A 19,202-nucleotide genomic window follows, 5' to 3' on the forward strand; every position below is an offset into this window, starting at 1 on the left:
GCGGGGGCTCGTCCCCCGCCTCTTGGCCACGCGACCGCCTTGGCACGGTGTCCGGCGTAACGCGGGGGCTCGTCCCCCGCCTCTTGGCCACGTGGACGCCACGGCGCGCTATCCGGCGTAGCGCGGGGGCTCGTCCCCCGCCTCTTGGCCACGCGACCGCCTTGGCACGGTGTCCGGCGTAGCGCGGGGGCTTGTCCCCCGCCTCTTGGTGACGTGGTCGCCACGGCGCGCTATCCGGCGTAGCGCGGGGGCTCGTCCCCCGTCTCTTGACAACGCAGCCGCCTCGGCGAGGTAGTTGGAAACGAGCAAAGCGAACTTCACTTATGCTGGCAGTCTTGCAGAATAATCCGAGGCGCACCGCCGCGTATGCCGCAGCCTTTGTCATCTTGGCGGCAGTGTATGCCGCGCGCTTCAACACCTTTGCAACTGCCGGTGAAGCTCTTTATGCTTTTGGCGGAATCCTCGCCACAGCGGCTGCGCTAATCGGCGGGGAACTGGCCTTGCAGCGGTTTCGCACGGAACAGCGCGATGCACTGCTGCTTATCAGCGCCGGACTGTGGGTTGCTGCCGCGCTGCACCTCTACCATTTTGCGGCGTACACCGGAGTATTTGGTCCCGCCGATTCCCTGATTGGTGCAGCCTCCGTGTTGCGGGGTCAACTCATCCCCACGCTCTTCGTTAGTCTCTTTCTTGTCTTGAGTCTGCTTGCGAGCAGGCAGAGCCGTCCTTCCACCGCGCAACCCGCAGGCATATTTTTCGCTGCCGCCACGCTCGCCTTCATCGTAGCTGTCGGCTCGCTGGTCTTCCCGGTGCCACAATCCAGCGACCTGGTGGAGATACTGGGACAACCAATCTCGCCGCTTGCAGCCCAGCCGGAACTCCTGCTTGTGACGGCATTGACAGTCTCCGGCATTGCAGGGCTTGTGCGGAGGGCCCGGTGGCGCGCGGACCCGTTCGACCGCTGGCTGCTGCTCGCCCTCATTGTGACTCTCGTTGCCCTGGCGCGCTTTCCGCTACTCCAAGTGTGGCCGTCCGGGGCGGTACTTCTCCTATCACAGGTACTGACGCTGGCGAGCTATCTCTGTGTCATCGCCGGGGTTGTCCCGAGAGTTGCCGCGCGACCAGCAGCCACAGTAGCAGCGGAAAGAACACCTAGGCCGCTTGCCGCAGATGCCGCCGAGCCTACCAGCGCCGCGGCAGAAAAGTCCACACGCAGCCCGGAACTCGCCCTGCGCGACCTCCAAGCCAGCCATCGCGCGCTGCGCAACGCCACCGAGGGACTGCTGGTCGGCCTGCACAGCGACGGCACCATAACCGATTGGAAACCGGCCGCCGACTTCGGCCCCTCTGCCATGCCGAGCGAATTCCTGGGCAAGAATGTCCGTGCGGTCCTGCCGACCGACCAAGCCGAATCGATTATGGCCGCCGTTGCCCGTGTCCTCCAAGCGGGCAAGACGGAACGGCTGCAGCACGTCGCCGCCGACGGCAGCGTGGTTCTGGGTGGATCCGTGACCCCGCACACCGCCGATCAGGTACTGTGCATCATCCAGGACCACACCGCACATGCGCGCGCGACCCAGGAGCTGGATGAGCAGCGCCGCGCGGCAAATGCCCTGCGGCTCGTAACGGGAGACTGGCTCATTTACATGTCCCGGGCGGGCACTATCCAAGACCTGCAGCCGCCGGCCGCCGCAGCGCCGGCGACGTACGCGGACATGTTCGCCGGTAAGCACCTGGGAGACGTTTTTCAAGGCGATGACGTGACACCGCTGGTACAAGCGGCAGCAGCGTCGCTGGCAAGCAACGCGGTGCAGGAGCTGTCCTTCTTGCGGCAGAGCGGTCAGGTCTTGGCGGTGCGCGTCGCGCCCCATACCGATGACGCGGTGCTCTGCCTGCTCCGCGACATTACGGAACTGAAGGACACAACGGCGCAGTTGCAGGTGAGTGAAGAAGAGAATCAGGCCTTGCGCGCGCACCTGGAGCGGCTGAATGCCGAGCAGGCATCCGCGCTGACCCATGCGGAGACCTCAGTTCGCATTCTGCAAACGCTCCTGCCCGACCTGGTGCTCCGCCTGCGGACGGACGGCACCATATTGGAGTGTAAGCCCGCCGAAAGTTTCGGACCGCGTGACGGAGAACGCTTAGTAGATGCCAGAGTACGGGAGGTACTGCCGGTTGACTTGGCGTCCCAATTGATGGCGGCTGTCGAGCGTGCGCAAAGTGACGGTCAGCCGCACCGCTTCACGTGCCATCCGGTTGGCGGTCAAGTGCTCGCGGGCGGCGTGGCGGCGCTGACGGACGAGCAATTCATTTGCGTAGTACGCGACCAGACGCAGCAAAAGCAGATGGAAACCGCTCTGGCTCAACAAGCGGCGATTCTGGCTAAGGAGATGCAGGCGAAACTCGAGGAGGAATCCCTGCGCGCACTGCGATCTGAAAACGACGTCCTGCGGGCGCAATTGCTGCGTGTCGCCCAGATAGCTTTGGAAGGCGGCGGCACTACTGAAGAGGTTCCTTCGGCTACCGGCAGCACCCCCGAAGATGCACCTATCGAATCTGAAGACGAGACCTCGAAAACAGCGCAGCCAACTGAGTCGCAAAGCCCTCGGATAGCCCCTCCCGCGGCACAGCCCCAGAACGCGCCAGCTACACCGACTCCTCCGGCCACAACTGCAGCAGGCGGCTCTGCACAATCTGCGCCAGGCAAGTCCCCCGAAGCCAACACCCCGGCCAACGGAGACCCCCCACCACGACACAGCGCGGAAGCCGGCGCAGACGGTGCGCCACAAGGCAGCGCGGACCGCCCCATGACTGCGACAGAATCCCAAGGCAAGACCGCCGTGGCAACCCGACAGGCTACAAACCTTGCACCGACAGTAACGGAAAACGGCCAGGAAGAGAATACTCCCCTGACTAATGGTGAACCAACGGAGGAGATTCGTCCTTCCTAGAATCTAACGCGTCAATGGCAACGATGCTACGCTTGGAGTTAGTCTCGTTCGGTAGTGAGCGATCGCTCGGTAACATGGAGGAATTTACATGCAACTCGCATTACATTCGGTCAGCTACGCCGGCGTATGGCCGGGACAAGAGCGATTGACGCTCGAAGAGTTCATTCCCCGCGCGGCGGCGCTTGGGTTCACAGGCGTCATGCTCGTCGCCAAGCGGCCGCATCTCTCGCTGCTTGACTATCCGTCCCATCAGACCGAGAAGCGGCAGGCCCTGCGCGCGCTGCTGGCGGAGCACGACCTCAGCGTGCATTCCTTGGCTGGGTACAACGACTTTACCGTCGGCCCCGAGCGGCCTGACGTGCCCTTCTGGGAGCACCAGATCGTCTATATCGCCGAATTAGCGGGCCTCGCCCGCGATCTTGACTGTCCCGCCATCCGCGTCTTCACCGGCTACGAGCGTGATGGTCTCTCATACGATGCGGGCTGGACGAGCGTGGTCACCGGCCTGCGTGAGGCGGCAAGGCTGGCCGCCGACTTTGGCGTGGTGCTCACCGTCCAGAATCATCATGACTTTGCTGTCGATTACGAGAGCATGTATCAACTTCTCAGCGAAGTAGACCACCCCAACTGCCGGGCAGCCTTCGACGCGTGGTCACCGGCGGTGCAGGGCTTGCACGGCGAGGCGCTGGCAGCGGCAGTGCGCCGCATGACACCCTTCATGGCATACACCACCGTGGCCGATTACGTCGCGCTGCCCCGCTACCGCTACGAGCCGGCATTGGTGAACTATGTCGCCGAACCCGCGCGCATGCTTGGGGTGGCCATGGGCGAAGGGCTCATCGACTACGAGACATTCTTCGACACCCTCATCGCGGAAGGCTACACCGGCACGGTGGCCTACGAGATGTGCTCATCCCTGCGCGACGGTGGAAATTTGGACAGCCTGGATGCCTACGCGCGGCAATTCCAGGACTACATGGCGCCGTTTGTGGCGAAGGCAAACGCCGGGGTTGCTGCACCAGTGGCGCGCTAGACGCCGCTGCATTACGCGCAGTCTCCCGGCACACTCTAGTGCATGTGCACAGGGTTGAGCCTGCCCAAAACATGCTGACAACCAAATTGGCTAACCTCAAAGGAGAGTTCTTTGCCGTGATTCGCTTTATCCTGCCAGCCTTCGCAACACTCACTGCGCTCCTGCTCGTTGCTTGCAGCGACGCAAGCATGGCGCCGGGCACGGTCACCTCCCCGCCTCCGGCAACCCCGGAGGAAGAGCGCGTCCTTACCATTCGCTACTGGCAAGCGCCTTCCTTGCCGTTCCCGTATCTCACCGCCGGCTTCAAGGATAGGGACGCGGGCGCAATTACCTTGGAACCGCTGGCCAACTATGATCCGGACGGCAACCTCGTGCCAAGGTTAGCAGTGGAAATCCCGACTCTCGCGAACGGCGGCGTCTCCCAAGACCTGCTGACGATCACGTGGAAGCTGAAAGCAGGTGTGCGCTGGTCGGACGGCAGCGCCATGACAGCCGATGACGCGGTGTTCACGTGGCGCTACTGTGCCGATGAAGCGACCGGCTGCACCAAGCGAGACACGTTTGCCGGCATCGTCGCTGTCGAAGCCCTCGATGAACACACGGTGAAGATTACTTTCGACAAACCGACGCCCTATCCCTACACGGCTTTCGTCAGCGCCGACACGCCCATAATCAGCCGGGTACAGTTTGCCGACTGCGTCGGCGCGGCCGCCAGAACCTGTGAAGCGCAGAACGCCGTGCCTTTGGGTACCGGCGCGTACCGCATCGTGTCGTTTACACCCAACGAAGACGCGATGTACGAGCGCAACCCCTACTACCATGAGGAACCGGCCTACTTCGACCGGGTGGTCCTGCAGGGCGGCGGCGACGCGCTGGAGGCGGCGCGGTCCGTCCTCGTGACGGGTGACGTCGATCACGCGTGGAACATGCAGGTGGAGCCAGACGTTCTACAAGAGATGGAAGCGAACGGACTCGGCACGGTGACCACGGTTTTCGCCAGCCGGATCGAGCGCATCGTCCTGAACCAGACAAATCCGGACCCCGCGCTGGGCGACGACCGCTCTGAGTATCTCGATGGGCAGAACCCCCATCCGTTTCTGACGTTTACGCCCATCGCCCAAGCGATGTCCCTGGCGATAAACCGCACCCTCATCGCTGAGCAACTCTATGGTTTCACCGCAACGCCCGCCTGCAACCTGGTCGTAGCGCCTGCCAATTACGCTTCGACTGCGCATGAAGACTGTCTGGTGCAAGACATTGCGGGCGCCAAGAATTTGCTGGACGAGAATGGTGTGGTCGACAGTGATGGCGACGGCATTCGCGAATACAATGGCGTTCCCCTGCGGATTACGTATCAGACCACCGAAAACTCTATCAGGCAGGCGACCCAAGCCCTGATCCAAGGGTGGTGGCGGGAGATCGGTATCGAGACCGTGCTCATTCAACACGACGCCGGCCTCTTCTTTGGCGGTGACCCGGCCGTTCATGAGGAGGAGTCGTACCTCCGGTTTCTTGCGGACGTACAGATGTACACTGAGAGCTCTGGAATAGATCCTCAGCAATACCTCTCAAGAGGGCTTTGCAGTAATGTCCAGACGCGTGACAATGGTTGGTCCAGCGGCAATAACGCCCGCATGTGCAATGCGGAGTACGATGAGACCCATGCCCTACTCGCCCAAACCCCCATCGGACCGGAGCGCGAGGCGCTGGTGAGGCAACTCAACGATATCTTCATTCAGAACTACTACGCGATTCCCCTCGTGAACCGGGGCTCAGTTTCGGCAACCCTGCATACGTTGCGGGGGGTCAGAGCCAACGCCTGGGACGGCGAGACGTGGAACATCGCCGAGTGGCGGCGCTAAGCGGTCTCAGTCGAATGGACACGTACTGAGACATGAAGGGTGCAACCTCGCAGAATCTCGCTTGCACGGGATCGGCGGAGTGAGTTCCACTTCATCTTTCGTAACGCGGGGGCTTGTCCCCCGTTCCTGGCTGCCTCACCTGGCGACTGAGGCAGAGAAGATGGATTCCCGTTTTCACGGGAATGACGGTTGCCGCTAACGGTTTCTCACCGGTATGACGAAAGCCACGAACGGCCTCTCACCGGTATGACGGACAATTCGCCGCCACTTTTCTTTACCATTGACGAACTACCGTCCTTAGAGTCACCATTGTCTCAACTATCAACCAACAACCACGGAGGAACGCTATGTCTGAAGACGTTGGTTTCGTCACCATGGGGCAGTCGTCCGGGCGAGAGGACGTGCCGGAGATTGGCGTAGGGATGTTAGGCTACGCCTTCATGGGCAAGGCCCACAGCAACGCCCTGCGCAAGATTCCCTACATGGTGGATCCTCTGCCGGCCGTACCCGCGCTTGTTGCGCTTTGTGGACGCAATGAGGCCGCGGTGCAGGAAGCCGCCGCCCGTTACGGTTACCAGCGCTATTGCACTGACTGGCGCGACCTCATTCAAGACGACGCCATCCAGCTCTTTGACAACGGCGGCCCCAACGACACCCACGCCGAGCCCTGCATCGCCGCCGCCGAGGCCGGCAAGCACATCATTTGCGAAAAGCCCCTCGCACGCACGGCCGCGGAGGCCAAACCGATGCTGGAGGCGGTGCAGAAGGCCGGGGTCAAGCACGCCTGCGCGTTCAATTACCGCTTTGTGCCGGCCTTACGGCTGGCGCGCGAGATGATCGACCGCGGCGAGTTGGGGCAGATTTACCACTTCCGAGCGGTCTATTTGCAGGAGTGGATCATGGACCCGCAGTTTCCCATGGTCTGGCGCTTGAAGAAAGACCTCGCCGGCAGCGGCGCGTTGGGCGATCTGGGCGCGCACATCATCGATCTGGCGCGCTTCCTCGTCGGAGAGCCGACGGCAATTTCAGGGCTCACGCAGACGTTCATCAAAGAACGCCCCACCGACGACGGCGGACGCGATACCGTGGACGTGGACGATGCTTTCGTCTCGCTGGTGCAATTCGCGAACGGCGCCATCGGCACCCTGGAAGCCAGCCGCTACGCCAATGGTCGCAAGAACCACCAGCGCATCGAGATTAACGGCTCGAAAGGCAGTATCGTCTTCGATCTGGAGCGCCTGAACGAGCTCGAAGTCCATCTCAGCGACAGCGAACCGGGCGCACAAACCCAGGGCTTCCGCCGGGTGCTGGTCACCGAGGCCGACCATCCATTCTGGAAGTACTGGTGGCCCCACGGCCACATCATCGGCTGGGAGCACACCTTCGTCCACGAACTCACCCACCTGCTGGACGCCATCGTGAACGACACGGCCGTCGCCCCTTACGCCGCCGACTTCGAGGACGGCTACCGCGCCGCCGTGATCTGCGATGCGGTGCTGGAGTCTGCGGCCAATGGCGGCGGCTTGGTGCCGATACAATACTAAGGCAGGCGCGAGGTACTCACTTCACCGACCGTCTTACTACCGATTTTCTCATCCTGGTAGCGCGGGGCCTTGTGCCCCGCTTTGGCCTGCAATAGGCGGCCGTCCAATTGGAATTGGCCAACTTAAGTTGGTATGGACACATTTTGCGGCTAGTCATATAATATGACTATATTAAAGGAGGCGACCATGAAAGAGATCGGAGCCGCGAAATTCAAGGAACAGTGCTTGGCACTATTGGATAACCTAGACGCCGATGGCCTAATAGTCACCAAGCGAGGCAAGCCGGTAGCACGCGTAATACCTTACGAAACAAATGATGGTGACCTGATTGGCAGCCTGCGAGGCAAAATAGAGATCAAGGGGGACATATTCACGACCGGTCTCCGCTGGGAAGCAAATGATCAATCTTGATACGCACATACTGTTATATGCACTTCACGGCGAGCTAAACGTGAGGGAGCAAAGCCTGTTGGCGCGCAGCCGTTGGTCAATTTCATCCATCGTATTGTGGGAACTGGCCAAGCTCGTTCAACTCGGCAGAATCCAGTTTGATTTTGAAGACCGACGAGTAGCACGCCTTCTAAACCGTCCGCATGTGTGGCCAATTGATCTCGATGTTGCGCGTGCTTCAACCCGTCTCGACTTTAGAAGCGATCCCGCAGACGAGATCATCGCTGCCACCAGCGTTGTGCACAGTATTCCATTGCTTACGCGTGACACTACCATGCGGAACTCTAAAGTAGTCCCTTTGGCATCGTGATCACACACAACAATGAGTGCTGAAACCGAGTAAAGACGATCAGTTGTCACAGGATTCAGGAACCGATTTGAGCGATTTCGAAAACAGGAGGCACGAACGATGAAACTCGGCGTATTGACGGTACTCTTGGGCGATCTGCCCTTTGAAGAGGCGTTGGACTACCTCCGCGACCTGGGCATACAGGAAGTGGAGATCGGCTGCGGCAATTACCCCGGCAACGCCCACTGCGACCCGGACGCGCTGCTCAACGACGACAAGGCGTGCGACGCATACCTCAAGGCGGTGCAGAGCCGCGATATGGAGATTTGCGCTCTGGCCGCCCACGGCAATCCCCTGCACCCCAATCCCAAGATTGCCCGCGCGCACATCGAGACCCAGCGCAAGACCATTCAATTGGCGCAGAAGCTGGGTGTGCAGACCGTGGTGGGTTTTTCCGGCTGCCCCGGCGATTCCGATGGCTCCAAGTATCCCAACTGGGTCACCTGTCCCTGGCCGACGGACTACCTGGAAATTCTCGAGTGGCAGTGGGAACAGAAGGTCATTCCCTACTGGAAGGAAGAGGCGGACTTCTTGCGGGAGCATAACGCCCGCATCGCCCTGGAGATGCACCCGGGCTTTGTGGTCTACAATTCTGAGACCTGCCTCCAGCTCCGGGATGCCTGCGGACCCGAAATCGGCGCCAATCTCGACCCCAGCCACCTCTTCTGGCAGGGCTGCGACATCATCGCCGTCATTCGCGAGCTCGGTGAGGCCGGCGCGCTCTACCACTTCCACGCCAAGGACACCAAGGTGCACCCTTTGAACGCGGCCAAGCACGGAGTGCTGGACACCAAGCCCTACACCGACGAGATCAACCGCTCCTGGCTCTTCCGCAGCGTCGGCTACGGCCACGACTACGGCTACTGGAAAGACATCGTGAGCGAGCTGCGCCTCGTCGGCTACGACGGCGTGCTCTCCATCGAGCACGAAGACAGCCTGATGTCGTCCAATGAGGGCCTGGAAAAGGGCGTCAAGTTCCTCAAAGATATCCTCATCTTCGAGCAACCCGGCACGGCCTACTGGGCATAGGTTTGGGATCTCGTGGTAGCGGACAGTGTGAACTCAAACTAAAAAGGCATTAGGCCGGTCTACCGGCGCTCTTGTCAGGAGCGGAAGCCTGCTTGCGCGGGGCGAACGTAAACGATGGAAAACCATTCGTGCTGAGCGTGTCGAAGCATTCGCGCTGCCTCGTGCGACAACATGGGGGGCACGTCCCGCGCTGCGGCTCGTTTACGAGGAACGAGCGTACACCGGCCAGAGCAGGCCAACCGAGTCTCAAAGCTCAGACTTTGTTGACATTTGAATTTTCCTGCATCATGTCAACAGGTACACCATCTCCAATACAGTGGTCGGAGGTATGCGCGTTCCCGCGTAGCCGGCCACGCCGGTCGTGGGGTGGGGGCCCTAACCCGTCCTGTGCCGTCACGGAGGGAAGGACGCGGCAGAGGCCGTGGCGGGCGATGGTCGCTATGAAATCGGTCGCGCGGTAGGCCCGGTCTTAGCGTAAGCACAGCAGGAGCCAACGGAGAGCGGCGATGAATACGTGGAAGACGAACGCTCCCTGGAGAAGGCAGGGCGTGGTGACCTTCAGGCTGGAACTGACCTACAGGATACGGCAGGTCTACAAGATGGGGTTGGTTTACAAGATAGGGTTTGCCGTGATGGTGACTGGCGTCATCATTATGTTCTCCGGAGGAATTTTCGGAGGAATCTTATTCGCGGCGCTCATGCAGCTCTTGACGCTCTTAGGCGCGCCAGCAGAGCGAGAGTTCTTACCCCCGAACGAACCGGAGGCGGGCGAGCAAATGCTGCTGTTGCTCGGCGCCCTCGTCTTTGTGTGCGGGGCCTGCATCGTCAGTATCCGTCTGCTGCTCGGATTGCTGGGATTGGCCAGCAAGCCGGGATGGATCAGCAAGCTGGGGTGGGTCGCCAAGCTGGGATTGGGCACGGCGGCGCTTGGGCTTCTCATCTCCATCTTCGGCGCGACGCCGGAGTTTCTTCTCTATGAGTTCTTCCGCTACAACTATGGACAGTGGGGGACGATGGCGACGCTGGAGACGATCATAGTTGTTGGCAATGTCATACTATGGAGCGGGCTTGCCCTCCTGGTCTTGGGGAAGCCCTTCCGGGCGCTGCTTGGTTCCTGGGTCAACTGGCTCGGCTTGGGGTTGATCGTGATTGGGATCATTGGCGCGGAGATGGGGTGGGGTGCGCCTTTCATCATAGCCGCGGTGATAGGGACTGTTACGCTGATTGTAGGAGTTTGGCGTCTCCTGATCGCGTACACAGCCAACCCTTGATGAAGTGTCCCCAGAGCGGCGGAAAGAGCAGTGCGGAGTCCGTCTTGCTATCTTCATGGTTACGACGGACGCGAATGTTGATATACCTACCCGGCATCGCAATAATGTTGAACTACTCACGGAAAGCGCCGTATCTCCCGCACTCAGTAGGGTTTGTCCCCTGAAGACCGGGCAGTTACCAGCCGAGCTGCGCAACTGCCCACACGGACAGCACCACGAGCACCACGATAACTATGAGGACCGTGGCCGCGACGCCCAGCATCACTTTCAGGGCGTCTCTAGCAAGAGAAGCCGGCGCAGGCGCTATGGCGCGTTGGATGGCGGCGCTCTTGGAGGCAACCATGCGGGAGGCGCGCGCGGGACTGAGTAGGGCAGCCGGCTGCGCCGCCAGCGCAGGACGGGATGCTTGCCGGGCGGGAGGCCGCGGTCGTGTCCGCGCGGGCGGCTGCGCTTGGAGCGCCTGCCGGTAGCCCGGCCCGGTCGCGGTCGGAGCCGCCGGCCGCGATGAGGCCGCTGACGGACGCGGCGCGGACGATGGCGTCAACTTCGTCGCAGGCACCGACTTCGTCGCAGACGCCGTTGCCGGTGATGACGGCGCTGTGCTGGGCGGAATATCTTGCAGGATGGTTTCCAGATCCGGCACTGCCTTTACGTCCGGCAGAGCGCAGTACTCCTCCAGGCGTTCCGTCAGTTTGACCACGGCGGGATCGCGGGACTTCTTCAGGCGGTCGAATACTGCGGAACTGCCCGGATCCGCGTAATCGTTGCCGGTAAAGATCAGGTTGTCGTCGTTGTAGAAAGACCAAAGTTTGGAATCGGCGGCGACGGCCAGCAGGCTGAGATAGACCACCAGGGTGGGAAAGTTGTCCACGTAGTCGTCGTAGTCCGCCGCGGACCGCTGTGGATGCTGGTAGTTCTTGTGCCCCAATTCCGGGCTGCGCTCCCCGCGAAATTGGGGCAGGAACATGCCGTCGTAGTCCACCAGGCGGATATTGCCGTCTGCCTGCACCATGACGTTGCCATGCTGCAAGTCGTTGTGGGCGATGCGCAGCCCGCGCAGGCTGGCGGTGGTGCCGCCGCGCCACTGGGCGGCCACGCGCCGCAGGGTGTCCGGCTCTTTCAGCTTAGAGTCGACGAACGCGCTCAACACCTCGCCTTGCACCCACTCCATCTTGACGATGGGATACCAGTGGCCTTTGAGGTTGATGCCGTCTTCCAGGTACTCGAAGTGCACGAAGGCTGGCGGCAGGACGTTGATCAGGTAGTCGCTTAGCTGGTTGTACCGAGTCTGCTGGTCCTTTACCTCGCGGGTGAAGCAGCGCACCGCGAACGCGCCGCCGTTCACGGAGACTGAGTAGACGCAGGCGAAAGAGCCGGAATACACCAAGGGCATGCCCCGTTGGTTGACGGCCACCGTCCCGGCTTCAAGTTCGGTGCCCTTGAAGCACAGGCGGGGATTTTGCACCGCCTCGCTAAAGTCGGTTATTCCCGGCCAGGACATGGCTGCGCTTCACCTCTCAGGTCTAAGCGACCGCGATGACGACCGCCGTGGTGTCGTCGTTGCGCATCGCTCCTCCGCGCCGCTGCTCCTCGACCCAGGCGGCCCACCCCGACGCGTTCAACGTCAGCAGGGTCTCCCAGGGCTTCTCGCCGGCGGCGTTCCTGGACAGGAACCAACAGGCGAGGGCGTCCGACGCCAGAATGAAGAGGTCTCCCGCCGCGCATTGACCGCTGCCACGCCGCACACATTCCCACAACTCTCCGGCATTGGCCGGGTTGCTGCACACCAGGTCGGGAGCATTATCGAACTGGGCGGCGTCTTCCAGGGGAAAGGAGAGCTGCAGGCGACCGCCGCGGACGATGAAGAGGCAGCTATCCCCCACGGCCACCGCCTGCCAGCGGAGGCGCCGGGGGTCGTCCGGCGCCGTGCCCACGGTCAGCCCTAACAGGGTAGCGAAGGCCCCGGCCCGCGCCTTGGCCTCTCCGTGCCAGGGTACGCGGTCCCAGGGCACGCCGGCGTGCCATTCCGCTTGCGCTACGGCCAGCCAAGCATAGAGGGATTCCTCCGTCAGGCCGCAGAGGTCGAGAGGCCGGTCGACGAAGGCATCGGTCAGGATATTCGCCCACTCCCGGGCAAAGGCGGACTCGCTGGCGCCGTCGGCTACGGCTACCCTGACCGTACGGCGGCCGGACGCGCCGATGCGCTGGGGGTAGACGACCCTGGAAGCGTCCTCGTACTCGTCCGGGCGGTTGCCCGCCTTGGGCAGACAATAGCTTCGTGGGGGTCGAAGAGTCATTTTCACCCTCTGGAGACCATTGGGTAACCCGGCCAAACCGTCGGTGTGGAGCCGGCTCGGCACCGCTTTCCCCTCACCCCGGCCCTCTCCCCAAGGAGAGGGAGGCTTCCCGCCTGGCGATCCGAGTTATGCAAAGGTCGCCTCCGGTCACTCAATGCAGGTCCGAAGCGGCGCGCGTCCCAATATCCAAGAACTGCACCAGAGCCACCATGTCGGCGTTGTAGACGTACCCGCGCGAACCCTCCACGACCGGCAGTTCCATGCTCGCGGCGAGGTCTCGGACCGGGTCTGGAAAGACTGAAGACATGCGGAACATCGATGCCGCATACTTATCGGGAGGCAGGTCACTCTCTTGGGCCGGGTACTGCACCGGCGGCGCGGACACCTCGGAAAGGTGCGCGTTGTAGAGCAGCGTGGCGCCGTCGTTGGTTGCCAGGGCCATGAGTTCTTGGGCTATGGGTACCGGATCCCCGTCGCCGGCGGCGCCGTCGGAGATGTTGATCACCATCGGGGGATAGGAATCCGCATGTTCGCCCGTCCACCTTTGAACGGCCCCGGATGCGGCGGATAGCGCCGCGCACATGGGCGTGCCATAGCTGGCCGTCGGCCGGAGCCACACCGGGAATTTGCGGGTGACTTCCACTATGCCGCCAGCGCCGTCGGACTCCTTGACCTGCCTTTCCTCCACTTCGGCAGTGTCAACCATCCGGCTGACCGTCAGGAAAGGATGCTGCAGGGAGGTTTCGGGAAAGACGCTTCCCAGTGTTGGGTTTCCCTCATTGTCGGTGGTGTAGGTGATAACCCCGATGTGGAAGTAGTCGCGAACCTCCATGCCTTGGGAGCAGCGCTGGGAGATGGCGTCGAGAATCCGATTGATGGCGTCGGCCGCTCCGTCCATCTTTTGCAGGCCGGGCTGCCCGCCTAGGGCCTCTCTCATCGAAGCCGACTGGTCGAGCAGGAAGAGGAAGCAGCCAGGGCTATTGCGGCTGATGTCCGCCGTGTATGGCATCGTGGACCACTCCTTGCGATACAAGACAACATTCGATTTGGACAAGTATGTATATACCATAGATACGACCTATAGACAATACGCATAACAACCGAGCAGGCGTTGCCGGTGTGGTGGCGCGCGTGGTGCGCAATGCGTTGACGGAATGCCTTATTCACGAGACACGGCGAACTGTAGCGGTCATTACGATTCTCGGAGGCAAACCTCCTCTGGCAATTCGCTAGCGGAGGACCTCAACCGTAACGATATCGATGCCCTGATACTTGCGGTGGCGCACGCCGGAGGCGAAGTGCCGGAGCAAGCGCAGTGAAATCTCACCGGCCTCGGGCGCGCCGGACTGTTCGCTCATGTAGGCGAGCGCATCTTCGATGTTCTCCTCTTCCAGCACCGCCATGAATTCAAGCTCGACCCTGCCCGTGCCCGGACGCGCCAGCACGATCAGGCGTCTCGCGCCTTCCTCATGTTCGTCTCCCAGCAAGCTCGACAGCGCCTCCTCGCCCACCAAACGCAACCGGTTCGCCGACGCGTCATTCCAGCCCAGTTTGGCGGCTATCTGCGTCAGGAATTCATCGAGGCGCGGCAGTGCGCTGATGTCCAACGCGATTTCAAGCCGCCGGCGGCGCGGGGCCACGAGTTCGATGAAGGTCGTCAGCAAGAGCGCGGTGATGGCGCCCACGATCAAACCGTTGCCCAGCACCAACCCCCAGGCGCCGTCAACGACCTGCGTAATCACGTTCTCGCTCTGCAAACCGATGCCTACCGCAAGCGAGAGCGCCACGATGAGCACCTTGCGCTGGTCGAGACTGTCCTGCATCACCGTGCGTAAACCTTCCACGAAGAGCAAGCCCATGAGCATGAGCATGTACGCGCTGGTGACCGCGTTAGGCACCGTGAGGAGGAGTGCCATGGGCTTGGGCAGGAGCGCAAGCACGATCAGCATGATCCCAATGGTGTAGCCGACCGTCCGTGCGGCCACACCGGTGAAGTTGGTGAGCGATACACTGGTGGCGGCGTAGGTGCCAGTGGGCAATACGCCCAGGAACCCCGAGAGCACCGAGCCGATTGCGTTGGCGTTGACCGTTCCCTGCACGCGGCGATAGTCGGTCACCCGCGGCTCCCGCCATGAGACCTGCTGCAACACAACGCTGGAGCCCACCGCCTTGATTGCGCCAGATATGGACACAATCAAAAACATGGGGAGCAGGGCCCAAAATTCCACGCCCGGCGAGATATCAAAGCCCGGCAGCCATAGCTCGGGCACGCCAATCCACGGCGCCTCAAGGAAGCTCGTGGGATCGTAGATGCCAAACAAGGCTGATGCAACGCACCCTACCACCACGCCGATAAGCGGAGTCCAAAGACGCAGCGCACCCGTCGCGCGCAGCCCCAACACCGCGACTGCGAGCAACGTGATGGCGGCCACGGCCGGTGCAGCCAACGCGGGCGCGCCTTCTGGGACTTGCTCGAGCCTATTTACCGTAAGCGGTAAGACGCTTGCCGCAATCAGCATGATTACCGTGCCGGAGACCACCGGCGTAATGATGCGGCGCAGACGCGGCAGCGATGCCGCCAAGCCGAATTGGAACAGTGATGAAACGACCAATAGCGTGGCGAGCGTAGCCGGGCCCGCTTGATCTAACGCCAGAAGCGCGATAGCAAGATAGCTGGGGGCCGCGCCGGCCATCAAGATGTTGCCGCCGCCGATAGAACCGAATCGCGCCGCCTGGAGTGCGGTGGCGATGCCGCTGACGGCAACCGCCGCCAAAACTGACCACGTCACGTAGCCGTCACCCAGTCCCGACGCACGAGCGAATAGCAACATGGTCAGCACGGTTGGCGGCAAGGAGAGCAGGACGCCCTGAAACCCCACACCAAGCGTCAGCCCTAGGGAACAGGACTCGTCCGGTTCATGGGTCACGCCGTCAATCGTTTTCACGGCATCCTACTTATGGAACTACACGAATGTCGCACGCCGTCATGAAGAAATAACGCAGGTTCCTGCTATGATCTAAGTCCCACTGCTCCGGCGTCATGTCGAGGAGGGAATTGAATGACGCTTGACCGACGATGGTTACCAGCACATCAAGGCCGCCAAGTTCACGCTCGGCGCGCGTAACGACCTCCTTGACCTGACTATCGTCGAGCACGTTGCCCACGATCGAGGCCGAGGTTTGGCCGAGATCGGCGACAGCGTTGGCGACGCGGTCGGCACGCTCCTTCAACACGTCGGCGACGGCAACCCCGCAGCCGGCGCGGGCGAGGAACATTGCCGTGCTTTCGCCCATGCCCTGGCCGCCGCCCACGACAAGCGCCGCCTTGCCTTCGAGCTGAAAGAGTGATGAGTCCATGCGTTGCCTCGCACTACCCACGCACCACAACCGCGTAATGCGGTTCGTTGCAGTCTACCAGCGAATTAAGCCCGCATCAAACCTCAGATGACTAAGAGAAATGATACGCGGAGGTTGCATGAGTAAGTCTCGCGGACGCAGTCCGGCCTCGACTTGGGTCGACTCCCGCACCTAACTCACTCGACGTAGACCTCTGCCGGGTTGCTTTGGCACGCAACGCGCGCAGGAGGTCCCCACCTTGGCAGGCAACCACATTTCGAGTGTCGTGACCGCTTGGCGCGGTGCTACCAATGGAAAACTCGTCAACGCAGAGTGGCGGAACCTGATTGCGCCCGATCGACACCTATGTTCGTTGCGCCCGCTCGAAATGGTACGTGTTGGCAAGTTCGTTGACAGCATACCCGGTCCGAATGCACTGCCGAAGATTAAGGTTCTCCAATTCCATCATTCCTGTAGATGTCAGGTAATTCGTTGACAGATTTGAGAAAAAGCAACTCTACGCAGGACTATACAAGCATAGTACGCATGTCATTCCGAACAAAGCGCAGCGGCGTGAGGAATCTAAGGGGAATTATATACCAAAGTAAACAGACGTACTAGAGCGTGTACTCCATTTGCGGCAATCCCGGCTGTGTCATAGGCTTGCCGGTGAACGGGTCTAACATAGGTGGTACATGCGGTCTACGTCGATCAAAGTATTCCTGAATCGACCATAGTCCAACACGCGGGTAGCGCTCCGCTCCTATCACCACATTGCCCATCCTAGCAACGTCGCTTTGTGCACTTGGAGTAGAAACAGCTTCTAGCGTGATAAACAGGCCAAGGGCGGCATCTTCCATACCTACCACGCCTATGAAGTCGCGCAATTGCGATAGCGAGAAGTGTCCGCTTTTGACTTGTGCCAACACTAGCCTTGACTTCGTATTGTCCGGCTCTACAAGCATCATGCCACGTCCGTCTATGCCGCCGTCTCCTGTCTTTCTTTTGTTCGGCACCAATCCAGGCACCAAGTAAATTGCCCAGGATTCGAAGTCGAAGCGATTGAGTTCCGCAAGCCGTCTAGCTGAGGCAAGGTCTGCGGGAATACCCTCAATGTGAGCTGTCACGCCTAGCGGCTTCAAGCGATACTCTTGCACGAGGTCTATGGCAAAAGAGGATATGTCTACACCTACCCAACGTCTACCTAATTGCTCGGCTGCGTCAATGGTGGTTCCGCATCCTGCAAAGGGGTCTAGGATAAGATCACCAGGGTTGGAGCTAGCTTTGATGATGCGAGCCAGCAAGTCGCGGGGCTTCTGTGTCGGGTAGCCTAGACGCTCTTTGGCTTGTGAGTTCACTGGTGGAATGTCGAACCATACATCGGTGGTCGGTTTTCCAGGTGTGTCTTCAAGGTAACGCTTATAGCGAGGCATGTTGTTTCTTGTGAAGACTATCCGACCTTTGGTCATGAGATCGTCAATCTTGTTTTGATCCCATGCCCAATGACGCCCAGGAGGGGGATCAAGTAGCCTATTGCCAAATCTTCGAGCCGGGCCTGACCCAGACCCGTGTGCAGCGACAAGCTGATAACGTCTTCCATCTTCATCTACGAGTCTGTAGTGACTCTCAATGTAGCTCGGATCATGGGGTTGGTATTGAGGATTCCACTGCACCTTTCCGGTCTTAGAATAGTAAAGGATCGTATCGTGAACCGAATTGTAGTTGCTAGCTCCTCCGTGAGAAAGTGATCGCTGCCAAATGACCTCGCGACGAAAGTTCCCATTTCCAAACACCGAGTCCATAACCGCTTTGAGGTAGTGTGAAGCGTAAGGATCGCAATGAAGATAGATACTGCCGGTAGGTTTCAAGAGACGCTGCATTTCTGTAAGTCGCTCCGCCATATAGGTGAGGTAGGCAAGCATCCCCGACTCACCAAGCATGACATGCAGGCCGTGAATGACTTGGTGCGCAGGATGCGCTACGGCATTGAGGACTGCATTCGTGCGCTCGGCGGCTTTGTCGTCCCAATGCCAAGTATCGGTGAACGCCCGCATTTGGGCAGGAACGTTATTCTCTGTGCCAAAGAGGATGTTATAGTCTGTGTTGGAATTGAACGGGGGATCAAGATAGATTAGGTCAACGCATTCACTCGGCCACTTGCGCATCCAGTCAAGGCAATCACCGTAATAGAGTGTTTGTGGTGTCATGACTGTGCTCGCCTACTTCTTCTTCGGCGGCTTAGTCTTGAGCACAGCACGGGCCACGTCTTTGACCGGCGCGTCTATGCGCTGTGGCATTGTCTTAGTGACAGGTCTTCCCACCTTGGCTTTGCTAGTCGCTTTGGACTTGCCCACGTTAAAGCCTTTCTTATGTCTTGACACTTCACTTGTAGCGGCCCGGATGGTTGACACGGTCAACTACTAACAGTAGTGTATACTGATTATAGATGGGTGTCGATAATGGGTATCGAAAAGGAGAAAGGTAATGCGAACCAACATGGAGACCTACCTGACAGCCAGGGTAGGAGCGAGGGGACATGCCTGAATGGATCGACATTGGCAGAATAGTCGCCGCAGTAGCAGGCGGAATATTAGTGCTGATTGTCACAAAGGGATTCGGTTTTGTAAAGTGGACAGGGGCTATCGACACTAAGATTTCCAGTGTGGAAAGTAGAATTGGGGAATTGGCTCAACAGATTACAAACCTAACGACAAGGATTGATGCCTTTATTCTTTCGCGGCGTAGCGATTCTCCCGCTGCTGTGCAAGGTGCAAGCCCTGTCGTTTTGACAGATGTTGGCAAGGAGATTGCGCGAGAAGTCAAAGCTGATACCTTTGCGCAAGAGACAGCACCTAAAGTGCTGGGCCAAGTACGCGGAAAAGAGGAATTCGAGGTCTATGAGTTCTGTCAACAGTATGTGCTTAACAAATTGCCGCAGCGGTGGGAAAGGGATACTGCAAAGCTTGCTTACCAGCGTGGCACTGACACGATCTCTGTCAGGCAAGTGCTAGCAGTTGTCCTCAGAGACAAGCTACTCCTAATGCTTGGGTAGCATTGGCTAGAGCTAAAACAGCAAAGAA

15 protein-coding genes are annotated in these 19,202 nt (G+C 60.1%); 9 read left to right on the plus strand and 6 right to left on the minus strand.

All coding sequences use genetic code 11. The features are described 5' to 3' along the window. The first annotated feature begins 323 nt into the window (after positions 1-323). The 8 genes from OXE05_03140 to OXE05_03175 all read left to right on the plus strand — a co-directional run bounded on the left by OXE05_03140 (position 324) and on the right by OXE05_03175 (position 10,489). Complete coding sequence (locus OXE05_03140) at positions 324-2,951, plus strand: hypothetical protein (protein ID MCY4436311.1); 2,628 nt, start codon at positions 324-326, stop codon at positions 2,949-2,951. Positions 2,952-3,039: 88 nt separating this feature from the next. Further along, a complete protein-coding gene (locus tag OXE05_03145) occupies positions 3,040-3,984 on the plus strand; it encodes a sugar phosphate isomerase/epimerase (GenBank protein ID MCY4436312.1) in 945 nt (314 codons plus the stop codon). Between the two features lie 71 nt (positions 3,985-4,055). After that, on the plus strand, positions 4,056-5,846 hold the full coding sequence (locus OXE05_03150) for a peptide ABC transporter substrate-binding protein (GenBank protein ID MCY4436313.1): 1,791 nt from the start codon (positions 4,056-4,058) through the stop codon (positions 5,844-5,846). Positions 5,847-6,193: 347 nt separating this feature from the next. Then, positions 6,194-7,390: a Gfo/Idh/MocA family oxidoreductase gene (locus OXE05_03155; GenBank protein MCY4436314.1), complete on the plus strand. Its 1,197-nt coding sequence runs from the start codon at positions 6,194-6,196 to the stop codon at positions 7,388-7,390. A 186-nt stretch (positions 7,391-7,576) separates the two neighbouring features. Beyond that, positions 7,577-7,801, plus strand: coding sequence for a type II toxin-antitoxin system prevent-host-death family antitoxin (locus OXE05_03160; GenBank protein MCY4436315.1), 225 nt, complete (start codon positions 7,577-7,579; stop codon positions 7,799-7,801). Beyond that, the gene (locus OXE05_03165) at positions 7,788-8,150 is read left to right on the plus strand and encodes a PIN domain-containing protein (protein MCY4436316.1); all 363 of its coding nucleotides are present in this window, start codon (positions 7,788-7,790) and stop codon (positions 8,148-8,150) included. Before OXE05_03160 ends, OXE05_03165 begins: the two co-directional genes overlap by 14 nt. Before the next feature lie 99 nt (positions 8,151-8,249). Continuing rightward, complete coding sequence (locus tag OXE05_03170) at positions 8,250-9,218, plus strand: sugar phosphate isomerase/epimerase (protein MCY4436317.1); 969 nt, start codon at positions 8,250-8,252, stop codon at positions 9,216-9,218. 506 nt (positions 9,219-9,724) lie between these two features. Beyond that, the gene (locus tag OXE05_03175) at positions 9,725-10,489 is read left to right on the plus strand and encodes a hypothetical protein (protein ID MCY4436318.1); all 765 of its coding nucleotides are present in this window, start codon (positions 9,725-9,727) and stop codon (positions 10,487-10,489) included. A gap of 175 nt (positions 10,490-10,664) precedes the next feature. On the opposite strand, the gene OXE05_03180 is transcribed toward OXE05_03175, so the two are convergent. The 6 genes from OXE05_03180 to OXE05_03205 all read right to left on the minus strand — a co-directional run bounded on the left by OXE05_03180 (position 10,665) and on the right by OXE05_03205 (position 18,329). Next, a complete protein-coding gene (locus OXE05_03180; protein MCY4436319.1) occupies positions 10,665-11,990 on the minus strand; it encodes a hypothetical protein in 1,326 nt (441 codons plus the stop codon). A gap of 22 nt (positions 11,991-12,012) precedes the next feature. Then, complete coding sequence (locus OXE05_03185) at positions 12,013-12,786, minus strand: hypothetical protein (protein MCY4436320.1); 774 nt, start codon at positions 12,784-12,786, stop codon at positions 12,013-12,015. Positions 12,787-12,937: 151 nt separating this feature from the next. Further along, on the minus strand, positions 12,938-13,795 hold the full coding sequence (locus OXE05_03190) for a VWA domain-containing protein (protein ID MCY4436321.1): 858 nt from the start codon (positions 13,793-13,795) through the stop codon (positions 12,938-12,940). Positions 13,796-14,015: 220 nt separating this feature from the next. Then, the gene (locus OXE05_03195; GenBank protein ID MCY4436322.1) at positions 14,016-15,731 is read right to left on the minus strand and encodes a hypothetical protein; all 1,716 of its coding nucleotides are present in this window, start codon (positions 15,729-15,731) and stop codon (positions 14,016-14,018) included. A gap of 10 nt (positions 15,732-15,741) precedes the next feature. Beyond that, positions 15,742-16,143, minus strand: a complete 402-nt coding sequence (locus OXE05_03200; GenBank protein MCY4436323.1) for an SDR family NAD(P)-dependent oxidoreductase — start codon at positions 16,141-16,143, stop codon at positions 15,742-15,744. Positions 16,144-16,739: 596 nt separating this feature from the next. Beyond that, positions 16,740-18,329: a DNA methyltransferase gene (locus OXE05_03205; protein MCY4436324.1), complete on the minus strand. Its 1,590-nt coding sequence runs from the start codon at positions 18,327-18,329 to the stop codon at positions 16,740-16,742. Between the two features lie 329 nt (positions 18,330-18,658). Between OXE05_03205 and OXE05_03210 the strand changes: the two genes are divergently transcribed. Beyond that, positions 18,659-19,174: a hypothetical protein gene (locus OXE05_03210; protein MCY4436325.1), complete on the plus strand. Its 516-nt coding sequence runs from the start codon at positions 18,659-18,661 to the stop codon at positions 19,172-19,174. The last annotated feature ends 28 nt before the right edge of the window (positions 19,175-19,202 follow it).

It is taken from the genome of Chloroflexota bacterium, from assembly GCA_026710945.1.
In the GTDB taxonomy this organism is placed as follows: domain Bacteria; phylum Chloroflexota; class UBA11872; order VXOZ01; family VXOZ01; genus VXOZ01.

What these genes read in the sequence shown, in the direction of transcription:
- OXE05_03140 (MCY4436311.1), top strand. Translation starts at nt 324, where the DNA reads ATGCTGGCAGTCTTGCAGAATAATCCGAGGCGCACCGCCGCGTATGCC.
- OXE05_03145 (MCY4436312.1), top strand. Translation starts at nt 3,040, where the DNA reads ATGCAACTCGCATTACATTCGGTCAGCTACGCCGGCGTATGGCCGGGA.
- OXE05_03150 (MCY4436313.1), top strand. Translation starts at nt 4,056, where the DNA reads ATGCTGACAACCAAATTGGCTAACCTCAAAGGAGAGTTCTTTGCCGTG.
- OXE05_03155 (MCY4436314.1), top strand. Translation starts at nt 6,194, where the DNA reads ATGTCTGAAGACGTTGGTTTCGTCACCATGGGGCAGTCGTCCGGGCGA.
- OXE05_03160 (MCY4436315.1), top strand. Translation starts at nt 7,577, where the DNA reads ATGAAAGAGATCGGAGCCGCGAAATTCAAGGAACAGTGCTTGGCACTA.
- OXE05_03165 (MCY4436316.1), top strand. Translation starts at nt 7,788, where the DNA reads ATGATCAATCTTGATACGCACATACTGTTATATGCACTTCACGGCGAG.
- OXE05_03170 (MCY4436317.1), top strand. Translation starts at nt 8,250, where the DNA reads ATGAAACTCGGCGTATTGACGGTACTCTTGGGCGATCTGCCCTTTGAA.
- OXE05_03175 (MCY4436318.1), top strand. Translation starts at nt 9,725, where the DNA reads ATGAATACGTGGAAGACGAACGCTCCCTGGAGAAGGCAGGGCGTGGTG.
- OXE05_03180 (MCY4436319.1), bottom strand. Translation starts at nt 11,990, where the DNA reads ATGTCCTGGCCGGGAATAACCGACTTTAGCGAGGCGGTGCAAAATCCC.
- OXE05_03185 (MCY4436320.1), bottom strand. Translation starts at nt 12,786, where the DNA reads ATGACTCTTCGACCCCCACGAAGCTATTGTCTGCCCAAGGCGGGCAAC.
- OXE05_03190 (MCY4436321.1), bottom strand. Translation starts at nt 13,795, where the DNA reads ATGCCATACACGGCGGACATCAGCCGCAATAGCCCTGGCTGCTTCCTC.
- OXE05_03200 (MCY4436323.1), bottom strand. Translation starts at nt 16,143, where the DNA reads ATGGACTCATCACTCTTTCAGCTCGAAGGCAAGGCGGCGCTTGTCGTG.
- OXE05_03205 (MCY4436324.1), bottom strand. Translation starts at nt 18,329, where the DNA reads ATGACACCACAAACACTCTATTACGGTGATTGCCTTGACTGGATGCGC.
- OXE05_03210 (MCY4436325.1), top strand. Translation starts at nt 18,659, where the DNA reads ATGCCTGAATGGATCGACATTGGCAGAATAGTCGCCGCAGTAGCAGGC.